Annotated in this window: 15 protein-coding genes; 7 read left to right on the plus strand and 8 right to left on the minus strand. The window is 62.3% G+C overall.

From position 1 onward, the window contains the following. The first annotated feature begins 38 nt into the window (after positions 1 to 38). From ACEWQZ_RS01515 to ACEWQZ_RS01530, 4 genes are all read left to right on the plus strand, one after another. Positions 39 to 2405: a S9 family peptidase gene (locus tag ACEWQZ_RS01515; RefSeq protein WP_476481304.1), complete on the plus strand. Its 2367-nt coding sequence runs from the start codon at positions 39 to 41 to the stop codon at positions 2403 to 2405. A gap of 6 nt (positions 2406 to 2411) precedes the next feature. Beyond that, positions 2412 to 3125 carry an SDR family NAD(P)-dependent oxidoreductase gene (locus ACEWQZ_RS01520; RefSeq protein WP_476481305.1) on the plus strand — a complete coding sequence of 238 codons (714 nt, stop codon included), beginning with the start codon at positions 2412 to 2414 and terminating at the stop codon, positions 3123 to 3125. Positions 3126 to 3278: 153 nt separating this feature from the next. Then, positions 3279 to 4289: a hypothetical protein gene (locus tag ACEWQZ_RS01525; protein WP_476481306.1), complete on the plus strand. Its 1011-nt coding sequence runs from the start codon at positions 3279 to 3281 to the stop codon at positions 4287 to 4289. Between the two features lie 128 nt (positions 4290 to 4417). After that, positions 4418 to 4606 (plus strand): hypothetical protein, encoded by a 189-nt coding sequence (locus ACEWQZ_RS01530; RefSeq protein ID WP_476481307.1) that lies wholly within the window; start codon positions 4418 to 4420, stop codon positions 4604 to 4606. 85 nt (positions 4607 to 4691) lie between these two features. Here the strand turns inward: ACEWQZ_RS01530 and ACEWQZ_RS01535 are convergent, their stop codons facing one another. Beyond that, on the minus strand, positions 4692 to 7892 hold the full coding sequence (locus tag ACEWQZ_RS01535) for a DEAD/DEAH box helicase (RefSeq protein WP_476481308.1): 3201 nt from the start codon (positions 7890 to 7892) through the stop codon (positions 4692 to 4694). A gap of 199 nt (positions 7893 to 8091) precedes the next feature. Next, on the minus strand, positions 8092 to 8412 hold the full coding sequence (locus ACEWQZ_RS01540; RefSeq protein ID WP_476481309.1) for a HigA family addiction module antitoxin: 321 nt from the start codon (positions 8410 to 8412) through the stop codon (positions 8092 to 8094). Positions 8413 to 8617: 205 nt separating this feature from the next. Between ACEWQZ_RS01540 and ACEWQZ_RS01545 the strand changes: the two genes are divergently transcribed. Continuing rightward, on the plus strand, positions 8618 to 9640 hold the full coding sequence (locus ACEWQZ_RS01545; protein WP_476481310.1) for a transposase: 1023 nt from the start codon (positions 8618 to 8620) through the stop codon (positions 9638 to 9640). Between the two features lie 519 nt (positions 9641 to 10159). Here ACEWQZ_RS01545 and sufU read toward each other — a convergent pair. The 6 genes from sufU to ACEWQZ_RS01575 form a co-directional block, all read right to left on the minus strand. Next, entirely contained in the window at positions 10160 to 10606 is a 447-nt protein-coding gene (gene sufU / locus ACEWQZ_RS01550; protein ID WP_476481311.1) for a Fe-S cluster assembly sulfur transfer protein SufU, read from the minus strand. A 48-nt stretch (positions 10607 to 10654) separates the two neighbouring features. Beyond that, the gene (locus tag ACEWQZ_RS01555; protein WP_476481312.1) at positions 10655 to 11902 is read right to left on the minus strand and encodes an aminotransferase class V-fold PLP-dependent enzyme; all 1248 of its coding nucleotides are present in this window, start codon (positions 11900 to 11902) and stop codon (positions 10655 to 10657) included. Positions 11903 to 12082: 180 nt separating this feature from the next. Then, positions 12083 to 13285, minus strand: coding sequence for a Fe-S cluster assembly protein SufD (gene sufD / locus ACEWQZ_RS01560; protein ID WP_476481313.1), 1203 nt, complete (start codon positions 13283 to 13285; stop codon positions 12083 to 12085). Between the two features lie 6 nt (positions 13286 to 13291). Further along, positions 13292 to 14047: a Fe-S cluster assembly ATPase SufC gene (gene sufC, locus ACEWQZ_RS01565; protein WP_476481314.1), complete on the minus strand. Its 756-nt coding sequence runs from the start codon at positions 14045 to 14047 to the stop codon at positions 13292 to 13294. Between the two features lie 197 nt (positions 14048 to 14244). Then, positions 14245 to 15690 (minus strand): Fe-S cluster assembly protein SufB, encoded by a 1446-nt coding sequence (gene sufB, locus ACEWQZ_RS01570; RefSeq protein ID WP_476481315.1) that lies wholly within the window; start codon positions 15688 to 15690, stop codon positions 14245 to 14247. Next, positions 15687 to 16148, minus strand: a complete 462-nt coding sequence (locus ACEWQZ_RS01575) for an SUF system Fe-S cluster assembly regulator (RefSeq protein WP_476481316.1) — start codon at positions 16146 to 16148, stop codon at positions 15687 to 15689. Before ACEWQZ_RS01575 ends, sufB begins: the two co-directional genes overlap by 4 nt. A 236-nt stretch (positions 16149 to 16384) precedes the next feature. Between ACEWQZ_RS01575 and ACEWQZ_RS01580 the strand changes: the two genes are divergently transcribed. Together ACEWQZ_RS01580 and ACEWQZ_RS01585 are read left to right on the plus strand one after the other, a co-directional pair. After that, positions 16385 to 18229 (plus strand): glycosyltransferase family 2 protein, encoded by a 1845-nt coding sequence (locus ACEWQZ_RS01580; RefSeq protein WP_476481317.1) that lies wholly within the window; start codon positions 16385 to 16387, stop codon positions 18227 to 18229. Then, a complete protein-coding gene (locus ACEWQZ_RS01585; protein WP_476481318.1) occupies positions 18226 to 19215 on the plus strand; it encodes an aminoglycoside phosphotransferase family protein in 990 nt (329 codons plus the stop codon). Before ACEWQZ_RS01580 ends, ACEWQZ_RS01585 begins: the two co-directional genes overlap by 4 nt. Positions 19216 to 19218 lie beyond the last annotated feature (3 nt).

Below are 19218 nucleotides of genomic sequence, written 5' to 3' on the forward strand. Positions count from 1 at the left end.
GAATCCGAAAGCTGGATCCAACAGACCCTGTGAATAGAATGAAACGACTGATTCCGGCAGCTCTGCTGCTTTTGGCCGGTTCCGCACTGGCCCAGACGCCCGCACTGAAGCAGATCATGGCCGACCCGCAGTGGATTGGCCCGGCGGTCGAACAAGCCTGGTGGCAGCTCGACGGCCAGGCGATTCACTATCGCGTTGCGCGCGCCGACAGCGAACTGCACGACATCCACAGGATTGACCTTGCCAGCGGCGAGGACCGCATCCTCGACCACGCCGCACAGGCGCGAATGGACGGCGCCAACCCGGTTTTCCATCGCGCGACCGGCCGCGTGGTTTTCGTACGCAACGGCAACCTGTTTGCGCGCCTGCCCAGAACAGCCGAACTGCTGCAGCTGACCCGCAGCACCGAGGCCGATGCCCAGCCTGCCTTCGACGCCGACGGCCAGCGCATCGTTTTCCGGCGCGGCAACCAATGGTGGACTTACGACCTGAACCGGCGTCTGGGCTGGCCGGCAGCCGACCTGCGCTTTGAAGACGAGCCCGACACCGAGCCCGAGGATGAGCTCGCGCAGATGCAGCTTCGCCTGTTTCAGAGCCTGCGTGACCAGCTGGACACCAGGCAGGAAGCGCGCGACGAAACCGAGCAGGCGGCCAGCGAGGACCCCAGCCGATCGGTCGCGCCCTGGTACCTGGGTGAGAGCATGCAACCGGGTGCCTCAGCGCTTTCGCCCAACGGACGCTGGCTGCTGCTGGCCGTTGAGCCGGCTGCCCACAACAACGGCCAGACCGGCCAGATGCCGCACTACGTCACCCAGTCGGGCTATATCGATGTCGAAGATGTGCGCACCCGGGTGGGTCGCAATGCACCGGCACCGAGCAAGCTCTGGCTGCTCGACCTCAAGACACGGAAGAAGCACGAGCTCAGCTTCGAGAGCCTGCCGGGGATCGATCAGGACCCGCTGGCCGAACTGAAGAAAGCGCAAGACATCGAGCCTCTGGGCGAAGACGAGCTGCGAGACGTGAGCATCAGCGGCATCGAATGGCACGCCGAAGGCCGGCTGGCTGCCGTCCAGCTGCGCGCTATCGACAACAAGGACCGCTGGCTGGCGGTGATTGACGCCGCCGCCGACGAGCCATCGCTGCACCACCGCCACCGCCTCAGCGACGAGGCCTGGATCAACTGGACTTTCAATGAGTTCGGCTGGATGCCCGATTCCGAAGAGCTCTGGCTGCTGTCGGAAGAGTCCGGTTTCAGCCACTTCTACACCATCGGTGCTCGCAGCGGCTCGGCAAGACAGCGCACCCGCGGCAAGTTCGAAGTCCTGAGTCCGGTCATCATCGCCGGCGGCGAGAACGTGTTGCTGCTCTCGAACCGATCACACCCCACCGAATACGACCTCTACCGCCTCAACCTTGCCGACGACGAACTGGAACGCGTCACCGAGCAGCGCGGTATCGAGTCCTTCACCGTGCGGCCGGGAGACAACAAGCGTGTACTGGTGCGCCATTCCGCATCCTATCTGCCGCCGCAGGCAGCTGTCGTCGATCTCGACTCCGGCAAGCTCGAATCACTGACCGATACGCGCAGTGACGACTACAAAGCCGTCGAATGGCAGCAGCCCGAACTCGTTGCCGTGCCCTCGAGCCATGTCGACCGGCCCGTCTGGTCCAAGTTCTACCCGGCGCGCAACGACCCGCCCCACGGCGGCGACAAGCATCCGGTGGTGATGTTCGTTCACGGCGCCGGCTATCTGCAGAACACCTGGCAGCGTTATCCCAACTACTTCCGCGAGCAGATGTTCCACAACCTGCTCACCGAGCGCGGCTACCACGTGCTCGACATGGACTACCGCGCCAGCGCCGGCTACGGCCGCGACTGGCGAACCGCCATCTATCGCCAGATGGGCACACCCGAACTCGAAGACCTGATCGACGGCGTTGACTGGCTGATCGACAACCACAATGCCGACCCCGAGCGCGTCGGCGTCTACGGTGGCTCCTACGGCGGATTCATGGCATTCATGGCCATGTTCAATGCACCCGAAAGATTCCAGGCCGGCGCAGCGCTGCGACCGGTGACCGACTGGGCACACTACAACCACTTCTACACTTCCAACATTCTCAACACCCCGGAGATCGATCCGGAAGCCTATGCGCGCAGCTCACCGATCGAGTTCGCCGAGGGCCTGCAAGGCCACCTGCTGATCGCCCATGGCATGCTCGACTCCAACGTTTTCTACCAGGATGCCGTGCGCCTGGCGCAGCGCCTGATCGAGCTGGAAAAAAACCACTGGGAAATGGCCTCCTATCCGATGGAAGGCCACGGATTCACCCGGGCCGACAGCTGGCGCGATGAATACTGGCGTATCCTGAACCTGTTCGAAACCACTATCGGGAGGAAATAAAAGACAATGAATGTGTTCATTACGGGCAACAGCGGCGGCCTCGGCCTGGGTCTGAGCGAGGCGCTGCTCGAGCGCGACGCCATTGTCTGGGGCATGAGCCGGCAGGGCTGCCCGCTGGCCGAGCACCAGGAGGACGGCATCCGCGACCGCAAGCAGGACATCAGCAACCTCAATAACCTCGAAGAAGGCCTCGAGCGCCTGCTCTCCGACTGCCTCAGGCTGGACCTGGTGATTCTCAACGCCGGCATGCTGGGTCGTATTCAGGAAATCACGCTTACCGACGTGCACGACCTCGAGCACATCATGCGCGTCAACGTGTGGGCCAACAAGGTGATTCTCGACTGGCTCATCGAGCGCCAGATACCCATCGATCAGATCGTCGCGGTTTCCTCCGGTGCCGCCGTCAACATGAACTACGGCTGGGGTGGCTACTCGATTTCCAAGGCCGCGCTCAACAACCTGATCAAGCTCTACGCCGCCGAGATGCCCGACACGCATCTGATCAGTCTGGCACCCGGACTGGTCGACACCGGCATGCAGGACTACCTCTGTGGCGAGGTCGACAGCGAGGAATTCCCCTCGGTACAGAAACTCAGAGAGGCGCGCGGCACCGACAACATGCCCAAGCCCAGAGAAGCGGCCGATCACATCCTCGACCTGCTGGACCAGCTGAAGGAAAACCACGAGTCAGGTGATTTCGTCGACCTGCGCCATCTGTAAGCCTGCCCTCTGCGGCCCCGGCCACCGCAACGTGGCGAGCCGGGGCCGCACAACCCATCCCGCCAGCAGATCCATTCGACCGCCTGGCACAATTTCCGTCGTTTTCCCGTACTATCAGGCAGAAACCAACCCGGCTGAAAGAGGGATTCTGCAATGATGGATTTCAAGATCGGCGAAGTGCTGGGCCTGATGGCCAGGACACTGCCGTTTCTGGTGTTTCGCTTCCTGATTTACTTCGGGATCACGCTGGCCTACGTACTGGTCACCGGCGTGGGCGCGGGGGTCGGATATTTTATTGGCCATATCGGCGACAATCCCGGCGCGTTCAGCGTCTGGGGCGGTCTCGTCGGTTTCGGCATCACCGCAACGATCATCTACTTCCTGCGCGAGTATCTGCTCTACCTGGTCAAGGCCGGCCACATCGCCGTGCTGGTCGAGCTGCTCGAAGGCAAGGAGCTGCCCGGCGGCAAGGGTCAGATCGACTACGCCCAGAGCATCGTGCGCGAGCGCTTCGCGGAATCATCAGTACTGTTCGGCATCGATCAGCTCATCAAGGCCGTGCTCAAGGCCTTCAATCGGGCGTTTTTCACCATCACTTCGTTTTTGCCGATCCCCGGCGTGCAGGGCCTGGTGAAGTTCGTCAACACCATCATCAACCTGTCGCTGACCTACCTCGACGAAGTGATTCTTGCCCACAACATGCGCACCCGCGCCGACAACCCGTGGCGCTCGAGCCAGACGGCGCTGATTCTCTACGCGCAGAACTACAAGACCTTTTTGAAGAACGCGTTCTGGCTGGCGCTGTTCATCTGGGCCCTGACCTTCATCGTGTTCCTGATCGTGCTGCTGCCGGTCGCCGGCCTGGTCTCGCTGTTCCCCGGTACCGCCGGCATTCTGACCCTCGTCATCGCCCTGGTCTTCGCCTGGGGCATCAAGCAGGCGGTCATCGAGCCGATCGGCATGACCGCCCTGATGCAGGTCTACTTCAAGGTCACCGAAGGCCAACAGCCCAACCCCGAATGGGACGCGCGCCTGAGCAAGGTCACCAAGAAGTTCGGACAGATCAAGGACAAGGCGCTCGACTGGGACCGCGAAAAAGGCACCCGGCCCGAGGCGGGCGACGAACCGCCCCAAGGCGGCACGCCACAGCCCGAGCAAACCTGAGCAAGAAGAACAAGTGATGTACCCGCGGGGCCACACCCTGCGCACAACAACAAAGCGAACTGCCCCGCAACGACTGGTTGCGGGGCTTTTTTATCTTGAGAAGCCGGCTCTCGCCCCGGAAGCCAATCTTGCGCCGGCCGCGGAAAAAGCGGCTGACTTCACTGGGCGAATCGAATGTACTCCAGCGTGGCACGCGGGGTCGACAGCACGAGCCGCTGCGATTCGGCGAGTTCGGGCTGTCGCAGCGCACTCGGGTCGAGCGACTCGAAGGCCTGCCGTTCTCTTCCCGCGCGAGTCGCGTCATGATTCGCTTCTGAGCACTTCCAGCAAGTCCTGCTTTCCGAACGACTCCAGATACTGCCCCGGGCCATTCGCAATTCAAATCCCGCACCGGCAGTTGACTCAGTCGCCGGCCAATAGCGCCTGGATGGTTTCTTCGTCAATCGGCGGCTGGTCTTGTTCACGGCCTTTGCCGTAGACGCTCTGTGCCAATTGTTGCTTGTGCTCTTGCAACGTCAGGATCTTTTCTTCAACGGTGCCTTCGGCGACCAGCTTGTAGACGAACACGGGTTTGTCCTGGCCGATCCGGTGGGCGCGGTCGGTGGCCTGGTGCTCGACGGCGGGATTCCACCACGGATCGTAGTGAATGATGGTGTCAGCCTCGACCAGATTCAGGCCCACGCCGCCGGCCTTGAGGCTGACCAGAAACAGATTGACCTCCCCATCGCGAAAGCGTTGAATGGCGGCATCCCGCTTGCGCGTCTGGCCGGTCAGCTTGGTGTAGGTCAGGCCACGCTTGCCGAGCTCGCGTTCGATCAGACCGAGCATCGTCGTGAACTGCGAAAACAGCAGCACCCGGCGCCCTTCTTCGAGCAGCTCGGGAAGCAACTCGAACAGCAGATTGAATTTGGCCGACGGCACGCCCCGAACGCCGCGAGTGCCTTTGGGAAGCAGGCGCGGGTCGCAGCAAACCTGGCGCAGTTTCAGCAGCGCATCGAGCACAACGATGTGGCTTTTGGCCAGACCCCTGGAGGCGATTGCTTGATGCACCTTCTTCTCCATCGTCAGCCGAATACTCTCGTACAGCGTGGCCTGCTTGCTGTCGAGCCTGGCGTGGCGCAGCAGCTCGGTCTTGGGCGGCAGTTCAGCGGCCACGAGGTCTTTGGTCCGGCGCAACAGAAACGGGGCGATGCGCCGATTGAGGCGCTCGAGGCGCTGGCGGTCATTGTGTTTTTCGATGGGCGTGCGGTAGGTTCGATTGAAGCTTGGGCGGTCGCCCAGAAAACCCGGCATCAGGAAATCGAACTGCGCCCACAGCTCGCCCAGATGGTTTTCCATCGGCGTGCCGGTCAGGCACAGCCGATGCCGGCAATTGAGCTTGCGCGCCACTTGCGCGGCCTGGGCGGCCGGGTTCTTGATCTGCTGGGCTTCGTCCAGAATCAGGTAGTGCCATGGCTGTTCGAGCAAGACCGCGCGGTCGCGCGGCAGCAGTGGATAGGTGGTCAGCACCAGGTTGAATTCGCCCAGACGGTCGAAATAGGCGGTTCGCCCGGGCCCGTGCAAAACCGCCACCTCGAGCCCCGGCGTGAACAGTGCCGCTTCGCGCTGCCAGTTTCCCATCAGGCTGGTCGGCGCAACGATCAGGCTGGGATGGCGCATGCGCCCGGCGCGCTTTTCCACCGCCAGATGGGCCAGCGTCTGGATTGTCTTGCCCAGCCCCATGTCGTCGGCGAGAATGCCGGACATTTCGTGCTCGCGCAGGAACTGCAACCAGTCGAGGCCGTGCTGTTGGTATTCGCGCAGCTTGCCTTTGAAGGTGGTCGGCAGATTGACCTTCTTCAGGCCGGAAAAGTCGGTCAACTTGCGCGCCAGCTTCTTCAGGCTGGTAGCCCCGCGCACCGGAATGCCCTCGAGATCCAAAAGCCGCGTCGCATCGGGCCGGGCCAGTTTCAGCGCATCGTCGTCGAGCCGGTCGTAGAGGTCGAGAATGGTCTCGAGCACCGGCTCGATCTGCTCTGCCGGCACGCTCACATAGTGCCCGTCACCCGTATCCAGGTAGAGTGATTCCGGCAGATCGCCGGGGCGGTAGTTGTGCAGCAACTGATTGACCAGCGGCAACACCGGCATGATCCAGCCGTCGAACGCCAGGTCGAAACGCAGGCTGAACCAGTCGTTGCCTTGCGCTTCGACCGCGGCGTCGATGCTGTCGGATTCGCTTAAGCTGAACCCGTCGACGTCGGCCATTTCGATGCGCCAGCCGGCGTTGCGCAGCTCGGGCGCACGATGTTGCAGCCAGTCAAACCAAGCATCCCGCAGCGCCGTTCCCTCGAGCTCGCCGGCCATGCAGAAACGCTCGGTATCCACGAGCGCCAGCCCGCTTTCGATCAGCGTCTCCTGCAACCGGCTTTCAGCCGCCGTGTCCCGATGGGCGCGGATCAGGCGGTCGTTCGATTCCGACACGATGACCGTCTCCGGCTGATCCATTGGCACAACCAGATCGCCATAGGCTACGCTCAACACAGCCTCTCCCCGCTTGGGGTCAGCCGGGTCGAACGCGACCTGAAGGCAGCCCGATGGCGGCTGGTCGATGTCTTCGTAGTGCACCTCGACCGGTGTCGGCAACGCCGGCATGGCCAGCGCCAGTCGGCGGCTGAGGCGCTGCGCTTCGGTGGCCGGAATGGCCGGCGCATCCCCGAGCCAGTCCAGGGTCTGGGTGTCGAGACCCTGCGGCAGCTCCACCCTTCCGATCACGAGCGCCTCGGGATCGACGTAACACGGCGGCTCAACCGGGGCCAGCAAGCCGCCGTGCTCGACGGTCATCTCGAGTCTGTAGCCCTTGTCCTTGCCCTTGCCCTCGCGCCGCCAGTCCACGTCGAGCCTGCGCGCCTCGCCGGTCCGGAACGGCCCGCGCCGATGCCGGCCCCAGAACGCACGGCCGGACTCCGCAATTTTCATCAGTGCCAGATGACCGGCCGCCCCCGACGCTGCAAATTCGCGCGCCCAGGCTTGCGGTGCGCTGGCGCGGATCAGCGACAGAATCTCCTCGTCGGCTGGGCGCAAATAGACGGGCCGCGTCCAGGAATTGCTGATCGTCGAGGGGTTGACGCTCCGGCCCTTGCCCCAGGTTCCATCCTTCTTTAGCCGCGAAATATGGAAATCGATCGCAATCTCGCCGCCGCGGCCCGGCTGGCCGTCGAGCACGTACAGCAAGGCCTCGCGCGATTGCTCCGCGGGATCGACACTATCTGGCCTATCTGCGAGCCATCCGGCAATTTCATCACGGCTGACCGGCTCGCGGGACGATCGTGCCTGCCAGGTCAGGACCACAGCAACCACGTGCTTGCAGTTGAACGCCACCGGGCAGGAACACTCACCATCCAGCAGCACGTCACCACCATGGCGCTCGATCTCGATCAATTGCCGGTACGGCTCGAATGCCGTGCCCTGGCAACTGCCGATCAGGCGTATGCCACCGTCGGGAAGCCGCTCATGCTGCAACACGACGGCGCGACCCTCGGCAAAGTAGCGATTACCACGGCGCCAGGAACCCGGATCTGTCTCGCTCGACAGCCAGGCGGACGAAAGCTGGTGGGGGTGAATCATAGAAGGCCGTATCGGCTGGGAAAATGCTGCGATAGTTTAGCGTGCGTTGGCAGTCATTGTCAGAGCTTGGCGCCTGTTGACCCCAGCCTGGCCGCAGCCCTTTCTCCGACTCGGGTACGGTTATCAAGGCGCATAATGCCCACCACCGGCGGCAAAGCCGGGGCAAAGCAGAGGTCTTGGCATCCGGTGCATGGCCTGGTCATGCAGCATGTAGCGGCTTGATCCGATCTACCTCTTTCCTGACTGACCGGACTGCCGACCAAAGATCAACAGATCGCTGCGCATTCAACCAGAATTCCGGAGAGTTGCCAAACAAACGAGCAAACCGAAGCGCCATTTCGGGACTGACAGCACGGCGCTCGCGGAGTAATTCATTCACTGACTGGCGAGAGACGCCCAGAGACTCAGCCAATCCCGTAACAGTCAGGCCATAGTCCGGCAAGAAATCTTCTCTCAACATTTCACCAGGATGAGTCGACTTACGCTGCATACCGACGATATTAGGAATACCCCTAATCATCACCTCACTTAGCCCGGACTATTCATGACCCGACCGTCGCGAGACGGCGCCAGGTTCCGTAGCCCAAGGCGTTTCGCGACCGAGCACACCGCAATCGTACTCAGGAGACAGAATCAGGACACCCATGATCTATAGGAAATCTCCTACAGCTCACCGGGACAGTCTCCGGATTGGCGGGCGTCTCTCCCGGCGCCAGAATAGAGACATGACCTATCCACGCAGTCAGTTAGTCAGCGACGAGGAGCCCGGCTTCTTCCATTGTGTCAGCCGATGCGTACGGCGCGCCTTTCTTTGTGGCACTGACCAATACACCGGCAAGAACTTCGAGCACCGACGTCAGTGGATCGAGGACCGCCTTTTCAAGCTCTCCGAAAGCTTCGCTGTTTCGGTCTACGCCTATGCCGTCATGTCGAACCATTTCCACGTAGTTCTGCGCAGCGATCCCCGTGCGCCTTGGCGTTGGTCGGACCGAGAGGTCGCTGAACGATGGTTAGCGGTCTTTCCGGGATCGATCAGTAATCGCGACGACCCGGCCTGCGTGGAGCGCGCCACCCTCGCCCTACTTGGCAACGCCGAGCGGCTTGACGTAATCCGCCAGCGGCTCGGCTCGATCAGTTGGTTCATGCGCGCACTCAACGAACCGATTGCCCGGATGGCCAATCGGGAGGACGGCTGTACGGGGCGCTTCTGGGAGGGGCGGTTCAAGTGCCAGGCACTACTGGATGAGCAGGCCGTTGTGTCGTGCATGGCTTACGTCGACCTGAATCCGGTTCGGGCCGGCATGTGCGAGACGCTTCGCGACTCCGAGCACACCTCCGTCCGGCACCGGCTCGGGTCGACCCGATCGGCCATCGGGACAGCACTCGGCCGGGGATCACAGGACCAGTCCCTCAAGCCCGTAGCCGGGCTCGATAGCGACATGCTCGCCGACCTGACGCAACGAAGCTACATCGAGCTCGTGCGCTGGACAGGACTGCAGACGCGTCCAGACAAGCGCGGCAAACTCTCCGCAACCGAAAAATCGCCGCCCGAAGGGCTCTGGAGCGTCGCCAGCCACCCTCATGAATGGATGCGACGCGTCCAAGGCACAGAAAGCCGCTACTATCGCGCGATCGGCTCGGCTGAAGCGCTGATGCTCAAAGCCGCCGATCTCGGGCAGTGCTGGATGAAGGGCGTTTCGGGAGAGTTCGCCCTCATGAAGCTGCGAGAACAACCACTTCCCTGGTAGGCCCCTCCAGAAGCCACAAACCGGTCAATCCGGGGCCTCCGCAGGAGCGACTGCGGGCAAATTCGGCCCCAGCAAGGATTTTCGATGCGCAGATCGCTAAATCACCTCACCACCATCAACCTTTCCGACTGGTCTACCCATCGGGAAGTCGTGGGCGACGGCTATTCAGCCGTTAGAATCATGGCTGTCCTGGTTTTTGGATCAGAGTCCAATCAGATCAAGCATGCTGGCGGTTCAAGGCTTTGCGAGATCCGGATATAGCCAAAATGATGAGTTAGACGCCACTGTGCGGATACTTTCTGGGTATCCGATGAAAACGGCTGATGCCTGCTCTAACTCTTTCTCTATCTGCCGTTCTAACGATGGGTCAGGAAGGATACAGCGGTATGGATAGACGTCGCTACTCCAAAATCCAAATACCAGAACCAGGGGGATGAGCTGTCTCATAGGAGCCCACTTGCAACTAGTTCAAAAAACAGCGCTTAGTGATCAAGTCGCCCATTGCCCCGGGAATCGGTCTTATGCTGGAGATTGGGCCACTTTCCCCGCCCCCTCGAGCGCACTTATTGCAGTACGCCAGGGCAACAAAGCATTACGTACCCTGGCGGGAAACCCGCTGACGGCTCGCAGGCAATTCATATCGCCCAGATCAGGGCGGTCTGGCAGGTTGGTATCGTCAAGTAGCTGGCAGAATCGCTTGAACTCGATTTTGAGCTCGCCCGACGATCGGCCAGGGAGCCATTCCATCAACATGGAAGCGCTGGCTTTCGTAATGGCGCAGGCTTCGCCCGAGAAGGCAGCTTCCTGGATCGTTCCGTCGGCCACGCGTAACTCGACCAGGATGTCGTCGCCACACAGGGCGTCCTGCCCGCGGGCGCTATGGGTTGCATCCTGCAGGCGGCCTTGGTACCGCGGGGAGCGGTTATGGTCGAGTATGACCTGCTGGTAGAGCTGCTCGAGTGCCATGGCGGAGAATTCTATCAGCCGCCGCTGGCGCGCAATCAGATGGCTCGCTCAGGCGAGCATGTCGCGGGCCTTGCCCAGGGCTTCGATGAAGACGTCGATCTCCTTGTGCAGGTTGTACGGAGCGAACGACACGCGCGCGGTTGCGGGTACGTCGTAGAACTGCATGACGGGCATGGCGCAGTGGTGGCCGGTGCGGATGGCCACGCCGTAGTGATCGACAATCGTGCCGATGTCGTTTGGGTGGGCGCCTTCCAGGGTGAAGGACACGACCGGGCTCTTGTGTTGTGCCGTGCCGATGATGGTCAGGCCGTCGATGGCCTGCATCTTCTTGGTGGCCTCCTCGAGCAGGCGCTCTTCCTGCCAGACGATGCCCTCGTAACCGATCTCTTCGAGGAACTCCACGGCCTTTCCGAAGCCGATGGCGCCGGAGATGTTGGGCGTGCCGGCTTCGAACTTGTGCGGCAGATCACTGTAGCTGGTGCCTTCGAAGCTGACGCGGTTGATCATCTCGCCGCCGCCCTGCCATGGCGGCATGTCTTCAAGAATCGACTCGCGCGCCCACAGCGCGCCGATGCCGGTCGGGCCGTACATCTTGTGCGCGGAGACGCAGTAGAAATCGCAGCCCAGAGCCTGGACGTCGACGGCCATGTGCGGCGTGGCCTGGGCGCCGTCGACAAGCACGGGCACGTCGTGCTTTCTGGCGATGCGGCAGACTTCCTCGACCGGGTTGATTGTGCCCAGGGCGTTGGAGACGTGCACCAAGCCGATGAGCTTTGTGCGCTCGTTGATCATGGCCGCCAGCTCATCGACCAGCAGCTCGCCGCGCTGGTTGATGGGCGCGACCTTGAGCACCGCACCGGTCTGCTCGCACAAAAGCTGCCACGGCACGATATTGGCGTGGTGCTCCATGTGCGTGATCAGGATCTCGTCGCCTTCCGTCAGCCTTGGACGCAGGTAGGCCTGGGCAACGAGATTGATCGCCTCGGTGGTGCCGCGGGTGAAGATGACTTCGCGAATGGAGTCGGCATTGAGCAGGCGGCGAACGGACTCGCGGGCATTTTCGAACTGCTCGGAGGCCTCGACGGAAAGCTGGTGGACACCGCGGTGAACGTTGGCGTTGTAGCGGCGATAGAAGTCATCCATCGCCTCGATGACCTTCAGCGGTCGCTGCGCCGTGGCGGCGTTGTCGAAATAGACCAGCGGCTTGCCGTGTACTTCGCGGGCGAGCACGGGGAACTGCTCGCGCAGGGCGAATACGTCGAGCTGATCTTTTACTTTGGATTCGACTGTTTCCATTGGCGTTTTTCGATACTCAACATGGAACCACGGAAGACACGAAATGCACGGCAATGAGCCCGTTTCAGATCGACTGGTTTAGAAGCGACGCATCATTGGAGAAGAACCTTCCGCGTGCGCTGTCTGTAAAAACATTCCAGTTTCCGTGTCTTCCGTGCCTTCCGTGGTTCCAACAGGTTTTCAAAGTACAGCCTGCAGTTCACTCAACAACCAGTCGCGCACCGCCTCTTCGGCCTGCCCTTCCAGTGGCCCGGCGGCAAAGCCGTATTTCAGAAGGCTGTTGGCCTCTTCGGCCGGCAGGCCACGCGTGCGCAGATAAAACAGGGCGTCTTCGTCAAGCTGCCCGATGGTAGCACCATGGGCTGCCGTGACTTCTTCGGAATAGATCTCCAGTTCCGGCTTGGCGTTGATGCGGGCCATGTCACCCAGCAAGAGGCTGGCGGTACTGAGATCGGAATGGCTGTCGTCGGAATCCTTGTGGATGTGGATGCGGCCGTTGAACACACCCACGCCGCTGCCGTCGGCCAGCAGATGGAAGGTCTCCCGGCTGTGAGTATGGCCGGTGCAGTGGTCGATCGCGGTGTGATAGTCGACGTGCTGCCTTGAATTCAGGATGACGGTGCCGTCGATCTCGGCCTCGGCGCCGGACTCGTTGAGAAAGATGCTGATGTCCTGACGCCCGAGCCGGGTGCCGGTGTCAAGAACGAAGCTCTGGTAGTCGGCATCGCGGGCGACATCGACGTCGGTGCGCGCAATGTGCACGGTATCGCTGCCGGAACGCCGCATCACATGATTGAGCGCCGCCCCCTTGCCCACGTGAACGCTGCTGACGGCGTTGACCATGCCCTCGCCGGCGCCGGTGTGGGTTTCGATGAGCGTGGCGCGGGCATTGCCTGTCAGCTCGATGAACAGCCTCGGATGTACCGCCGCTGCAAAATCGTCGGCCGTGGTGGTGGCCAACACCAGCGGGCGCGCCAGCTCAGTGTCTATCGTCAGCTTCCAGGCCTGGGCAAAGCAGGCCAGATTGAGCCAGGCAAAGGCATCCTCGCGGCCGCCATACTCCAGCCCGTCAAACTCGTCGAGCCCGGCCGGCTCCAGCGTGACGCCTGCGGGAAGCGTGATCGCATCGGCATTCAGGATGCCGTTGTCGAAGTGCAACACATCAGCTGCAAAGGGCAGCTCTGAAGGCGCCGACGGCGATGAACCGCTGGCGGTGAAGTCGCGCTTTTCGAGCAGCTTGATGGGAGTGTACTTCCAGGCTTCGGTCTTGAGGGTCGGAAAGCCGTGCTGCATCAGCGCGCGACGGGCACGCTGGCGCAGGTCGGCAAACTCGCCCGCGACCGGCTCGGCGGGTGCTACCAGTTTTTCAGCCAGTTCACTCATGGTTGCTCAAGCCTCGGCCGCTTCGGCCTGGAGATAGGAGTAACCTTCCCTCTCGAGACGCTGGGCAAGCTGCTTGTCACCCGACTCGATGATGCGGCCTTCCGAGAGCACGTGCACATAATCAGGCGTCAGGTGCTCGAGCAGGCGCTGATAGTGGGTGATGACCATGAAACTGCGCTCGGGGTTCCTGAGGCGGTTGATGCCTTCAGCCACCAGTTTGAGCGCGTCGATATCCAGCCCCGAGTCGGTCTCGTCAAGCACCGCCATGCGCGGCTGGAGCACGGCCATCTGCACGATCTCGTTGCGCTTTTTCTCGCCGCCGGAGAAGTCTTCGTTGACGGCGCGCTTGAGCAGCGTGTCGTCCATCTTGAGCTGGCCGAGCAGCTCGCGCACGGTCTTGAGAAATGTCATCGAGTCGACCGGCTCCTCGCCTCTGACCTTTCTCTGGGCGTTGAGCGCCGAGCGCAGGAAGTAGGCATTGTTCACGCCGGGAATCTCGACCGGATACTGGAAGGCCATGAACAGACCGGCGGCGGCGCGCTCCTCGGGCTCCATGTCGGCCAGATCGGTGCCATCGAACTCGATCGAGCCCTCGGTGATCTCGTAGCCTTCGCGGCCGGCCAGCACATAGCCGAGCGTCGACTTGCCAGAGCCGTTGGGGCCCATGATGGCGTGAAGCTCACCGGGACCGATCTCGAGGTCGAGGCCGTTGAGTATGTTCTTGCCGTCGATGCGGACGTGCAGGTTCTTGATCTTCAGCATTGCTATTCCGTCTGGTTTCTGTTTCGCGGAGGTCGGGGTTGCATCCCCGACGGTATCGGTGTCTGTTTCGCGCAGGCCGAGGTCAGCTCCCCGACGCTGGACTTCAAGGCTCTGTGCACGCGCCGCTGCGCGTGTTCAAACCTGCCATCCCGCCGGTCGCGGAGGTAACCGCAACCTGCGCAATCTTCGATTCTTTCCTAGCCAACGGCTCCTTCGAGGGAAATCTCGAGCAGCGCCTTGGCTTCTACCGCGAACTCCATCGGCAGCTCCCGGAACACTTCCTTGCAGAAGCCGTCGACGATGAGCGCGACCGCGTCTTCCTCGTCCAGGCCGCGAGAACGGCAGTAGAACAGCTGGTCCTCGCCGATACGCGAGGTGGTCGCTTCGTGCTCGACCACGGCCGTGGGGTTGAACGACTCGATGTAGGGGAAGGTATGCGCCCCGCAGGTCTTGCCAATCAACAGGTTGTCGCACTGGGTATAGTTGCGAGCGTTGTCGGCGCGACGCGCCATGCGCACCAGCCCGCGGTAGCTGTTGTTGCTCTTGCTTGCCGAAATGCCCTTGGCGATGATCTTGCTGGTAGTGTTCTTGCCCAGATGAATCATCTTGGTGCCGGTATCGGCCTGCTGGTAGTTACGCGTCAGCGCAACCGAGTAGAACTCGCCGGCGGACCGATCGCCCCTGAGAATGCAGGACGGATATTTCCAGGTGATGGCCGAGCCGGTCTCAACCTGCGTCCAGGTGATGCGCGAGTCGTCCTCGCGGCAGTCGCCGCGCTTGGTCACGAAGTTGTAGATACCGCCCTTGCCTTCCTCGTCGCCCGGGTACCAGTTCTGAACGGTGGAGTACTTGATATGGGCGCCTTCCTTGGCGACCAGCTCGACCACCGCCGCATGCAGCTGGTTCTCGTCGCGCATCGGCGCGGTGCAGCCTTCCAGATAGCTGACGTGGCTGCCGGGTTCTGCAATGATCAGGGTGCGCTCGAACTGACCGGTATCCTCGGCGTTGATGCGGAAGTAGGTCGACAACTCCATCGGGCAGCGCGTGTTCTTCGGAATATAGACGAAGGACCCGTCGGTAAACACCGCCGAGTTGAGCGCGGCGAAGTAGTTGTCGGTATGCGGGACCACCGAGCCCAGGTATTCGCGTACCAGGTCAGGATATTCCTGCACCGCCTCGGAGAAGCTGCAGAAAATCACGCCGGCCTCCTTGAGCTCCTCCTTGAAGGTGGTGCCGACCGACACCGAGTCGAACACGGCATCGACGGCCACGCCGGCCAGACGCTCGCGCTCGTGCAGCGGCACACCCAGCTTGTCGAAGGTTTCGAGCAGTTTGGGATCAACCTCGTCGAGGCTCTTGGGCCGGTTCTTCTGCTTGGGCGCGGCGTAGTAGTGAATCTTCTGGAAGTCGATTTCCGGCAGATTCAGGTGGGCCCAATCGGGGCCTACCATCTTCTTCCACTGATGAAACGCTTTCAGGCGCCACTCCAGGAGCCACTCGGGTTCATCCTTCTTGGCCGAAATCATGGCGATGATCTCTTCATTCAGGCCCGCCGGAATACGATCCATTTCAATGTCGGTGTAGAAACCGGCCTTGTAGCGCTGCTGAATGTAGTCCTGAACTTGTTCGACGGTCTGACTCATGAAATTTCCCTTGGCGGTTCAGCCACCACTTGTGCGCGGATGGCAATGCGGCGCGAAGCGGGTTCGGCGAGGTCGGCCAGGCTCATTGCGGACAGGGCATTTTCAACGGCCTGTCCGATCTTCTGCCAGTTGCCCCGCAGGCTGCAGTCGGGCTCATGCAGACACAGCCCGGACTCGAGACCACACTCGGTCAGTGCGATCGGCCCTTCCATGGCCTGAATGATGCAGGCCACGGAAATGTCCTCGGGCGCGTCGGCCAGCTTGTAGCCGCCGTTGACGCCGCGAACGGAGTTGACCAGGCCGGCGCGCGCCAGCGTCTTGAGCACCTTGGCCACAGTCGGCAGCTCGAGCCGGCTCAGCTCGGCCAGACGACGGGCGGGCAGGCACTCGTGCGGGCGGTGTACCAGCTCGGCCAGAAGCACCGTCGCGTAGTCCGTCAATTTACTGATTCTCAGCATGCATGAAACGCCCGAAACGACCTCGCCCATAATTATGCGGGTCAAAGCCATCTTAAACAAGACCGATTTAGTATTCTTTCCCTAAAAACGCGTGATTTTCAGGCTTCAGCAAGCTTGATTCTGTTGGTGGGCGTTCGCACGCCCGGATGCCGTCAAAGCACACGCCACGCCGATGAACGCCAGCAGTCTGCAAGGTACACTACGCGCTTTGCCAAACGATTCAAGGTGCTTGGGCAGTGTCTGGAACGGACTTCAGCTTTTCCATTTCATCGGGCGGCGGTGCCGCGAAAGCACCGCCTGCGGACCAGTATATTGCACCCCCGTTTGACGCCTACACGGCGAGCGAGTCGCGGGCGCTCCTGCTCGAAAAAGGCAGCGGCAGCGTTGAAGCACTGCCGCTCGAGCTGGCCCAGCTGCTTGGACAATGCGGCCGGCTGAGAACGCTCGATGAGCACACAGGACACATCGTGAAAACCCTGCGGCTGCGCAGCGCGCAATCCGGGGCTGTTCGCCAGTCGCTGGCCAGGCTGGCTGATCTGGGGCTGCTGAAAACCGCGCGCGACCTGTATGGCGAACTGGTACGGTCCAGCGCTGATGCCGACCAGGCAGGCCCGCCGGCAATCGAAACCTTATGGATCCGCACCTGCGACCGACCGGACAGTCTCGAGCGCCTTCTGGCAAGCCTCGCGGCCCAGCCCCTTCCGGCTGAGCTCGTGCACTGCATCGTTTTTGACGACAGCCGCCAGCCCGGCAGCCGGCAAGCCACGCGCCGGGTCATCGCGGACATGCGCCCGCGCTTTGACGGCAGGCTGCAGCTGATCGATCGTGATCGCTGCCGCGCGATGCTCGAACATCTGGCCGCCCACTCCGGCGCCCGACTCGAAGCACTGAGCTGGCACCTGGAGGGAGATGCCGGTGACGAGGCGCGCAGCTTCGGGACCGGCTTCAACTTTGCGCTGCTCGCAAGCGCCGGAACCGGGCTGGCCCTCATGGACGACGACATGAGGATTGAGCCCCACCAGCTGTCGGCATGTCGCGATCAGCCCGCCTTTGTGAGAATGCAGCACGCCCGGCTCGAATTTCCGCCGCCCGATCAAGCGCCTGCCGAATCGCATTTTCCGGCGGTCGACGGCCACCCGCTCGAACTGCACGCACGCTATCTGGGCAAAACTGCCGCGCAGTTTGCAACGTCTGGAAAAGACGAGCCCGCCAAGCTCTTCCACGACCTGGATCCTCAGCTCTGGGCCGAACTGGAGCCGCAGAATCGGGCGCTGCTGGCCACCAGCGGCACGCTGGGTGATCCGGGCACTGGCAACATCCACTGGATTTTCGCCGAAAACGCCGATGCGCTCGCGCCGCTTTGCGAAAGCGAAGCTCGATATCGCGAACTGCTCGGGCGCCGCCAGGTGGCGCGCTGTGCCATTCAGCCCCAGGCCTCGACCGCGTTCGGCCTGATGACCGGCGGAATGACGTCCATTGACAACCGACAGCTGCTGCTGCCGACTCAAGCCCGGCAGCAGGCCGAAGACCTATTGTTCGGCGCGCTGGTCAGCTACCTGCACCCGGGCGCGCTGCAGATCAATCTGCCGCACATGCTCGTTCACTCTCCGCCCGACCCCAGAGCGTGGACCGATCAGGACATCGCCAAGCCGCGAACCATCACCCGCGCCGGCTTTTTGGCAACGCAGCTCGAAACGCTGCAGGCGGTCGCGCCCAAGGGCTCGATCCGGTCGCGTATCGATCTGCTCGCCGATTTTTTCTCGGGCCTGAGCCGCACCAGTCAGAACGAACTGCAGTCAAGGGTTCGCCGCGAGCTGCTGTCCTTGCGTGAGACCACGCTGCAGCACGTGGCTGCAACGCGTGACCAGCTCGCCGCTCCACCGTGGCTCGCGCGCGCCTTCGAAGCCAGCATCGCGGCTCATGGCCAATACGACAACGCCGACGGGCGTCACGTACAACAGCTTGCCGCCGCGCTCCCCGACTTCCTGTCCAGCTATGCTTCGGCCCTTCCCGACTGGGAGCTGGCCTGGCAATACTGCGCCAAGACCGACTTGTCTCAGCTGCTGGAGCGTTTCTCATGACGGCCGCCGAGCCGCGTCGCGAACTTGCCGTTTCCTGGGCCGGGGAGCAGCTAGGCTGGACTGATTTCTCCCAGGAGTCGATTTCCAGCGACGCCAGCTTCCGGAGCTACTTCCGGCTGCGCTCGGGGCAGGACTCACGCGTGGTCATGGATGCCCCGCCGGAGCTCGAAAACAACACCCGGGCCTTCGCTGACGTCGCCGCGCGGCTGGCCGACAGCGGCGTGCATGTGCCCGAGATATTCGCCCACGATGCCGAACGCGGCCTGATGCTGCTGGAAGACCTGGGCTCACAGCCCTATCACCACCTGCTCGACGACGGCAATGCCGACCGGCTGTACGGCAACGCCGTCGAGGCGCTGATCCGCATCCAGGGCCGGGCTGACACCACCGGCCTGCCCGACTACGATGCGGCCCTGCTGCTGAGCGAGCTGGCGCTGTTCACCGACTGGTTTCTGGCGCGCCACTGGCGGGTCGAACCAAGCGAAGGCGAGCTCGATGCCTGGGACCTGCTGTGCGCCACCCTGATTCGCTGGGCCCTCGACCAGCCGCAGGTGTTCTGCCACCGCGACTACATGCCGCGCAATCTGATCCAGGGCCAGGCCGACCCCGGCATCATCGACTTTCAGGACGCGGTACGCGGCCCGATCAGCTACGATCCGGTCTGCCTGTTCCGCGATGCCTTCATCAGCTGGCCGGTCGAACGCACCGACGCCTGGCTGGAAGACTATCGGCGCAGGGCCCTGTCGGCCGGGCTGCCCGTTGCCGAAGACCCGCAACTATGGCGCAGAACCTGTGACTTCATGGGCGTGCAGCGCCACCTCAAGGTGATCGGCATCTTTGCACGCATTCGCCATCGCGACGGCAAGCCGAAGTATCTGGACGATGCTCCGCGGTTTTTCGGCTACCTCAAACACGCCATTGCGCGCAACCCGGAGCTTGCCGAGCTTGACCGCCTGCTGACAGCCTGGCGCCGGCGGGCCGCCTGACGC

Source organism: Wenzhouxiangella sp. YN1 (assembly GCF_056324145.1).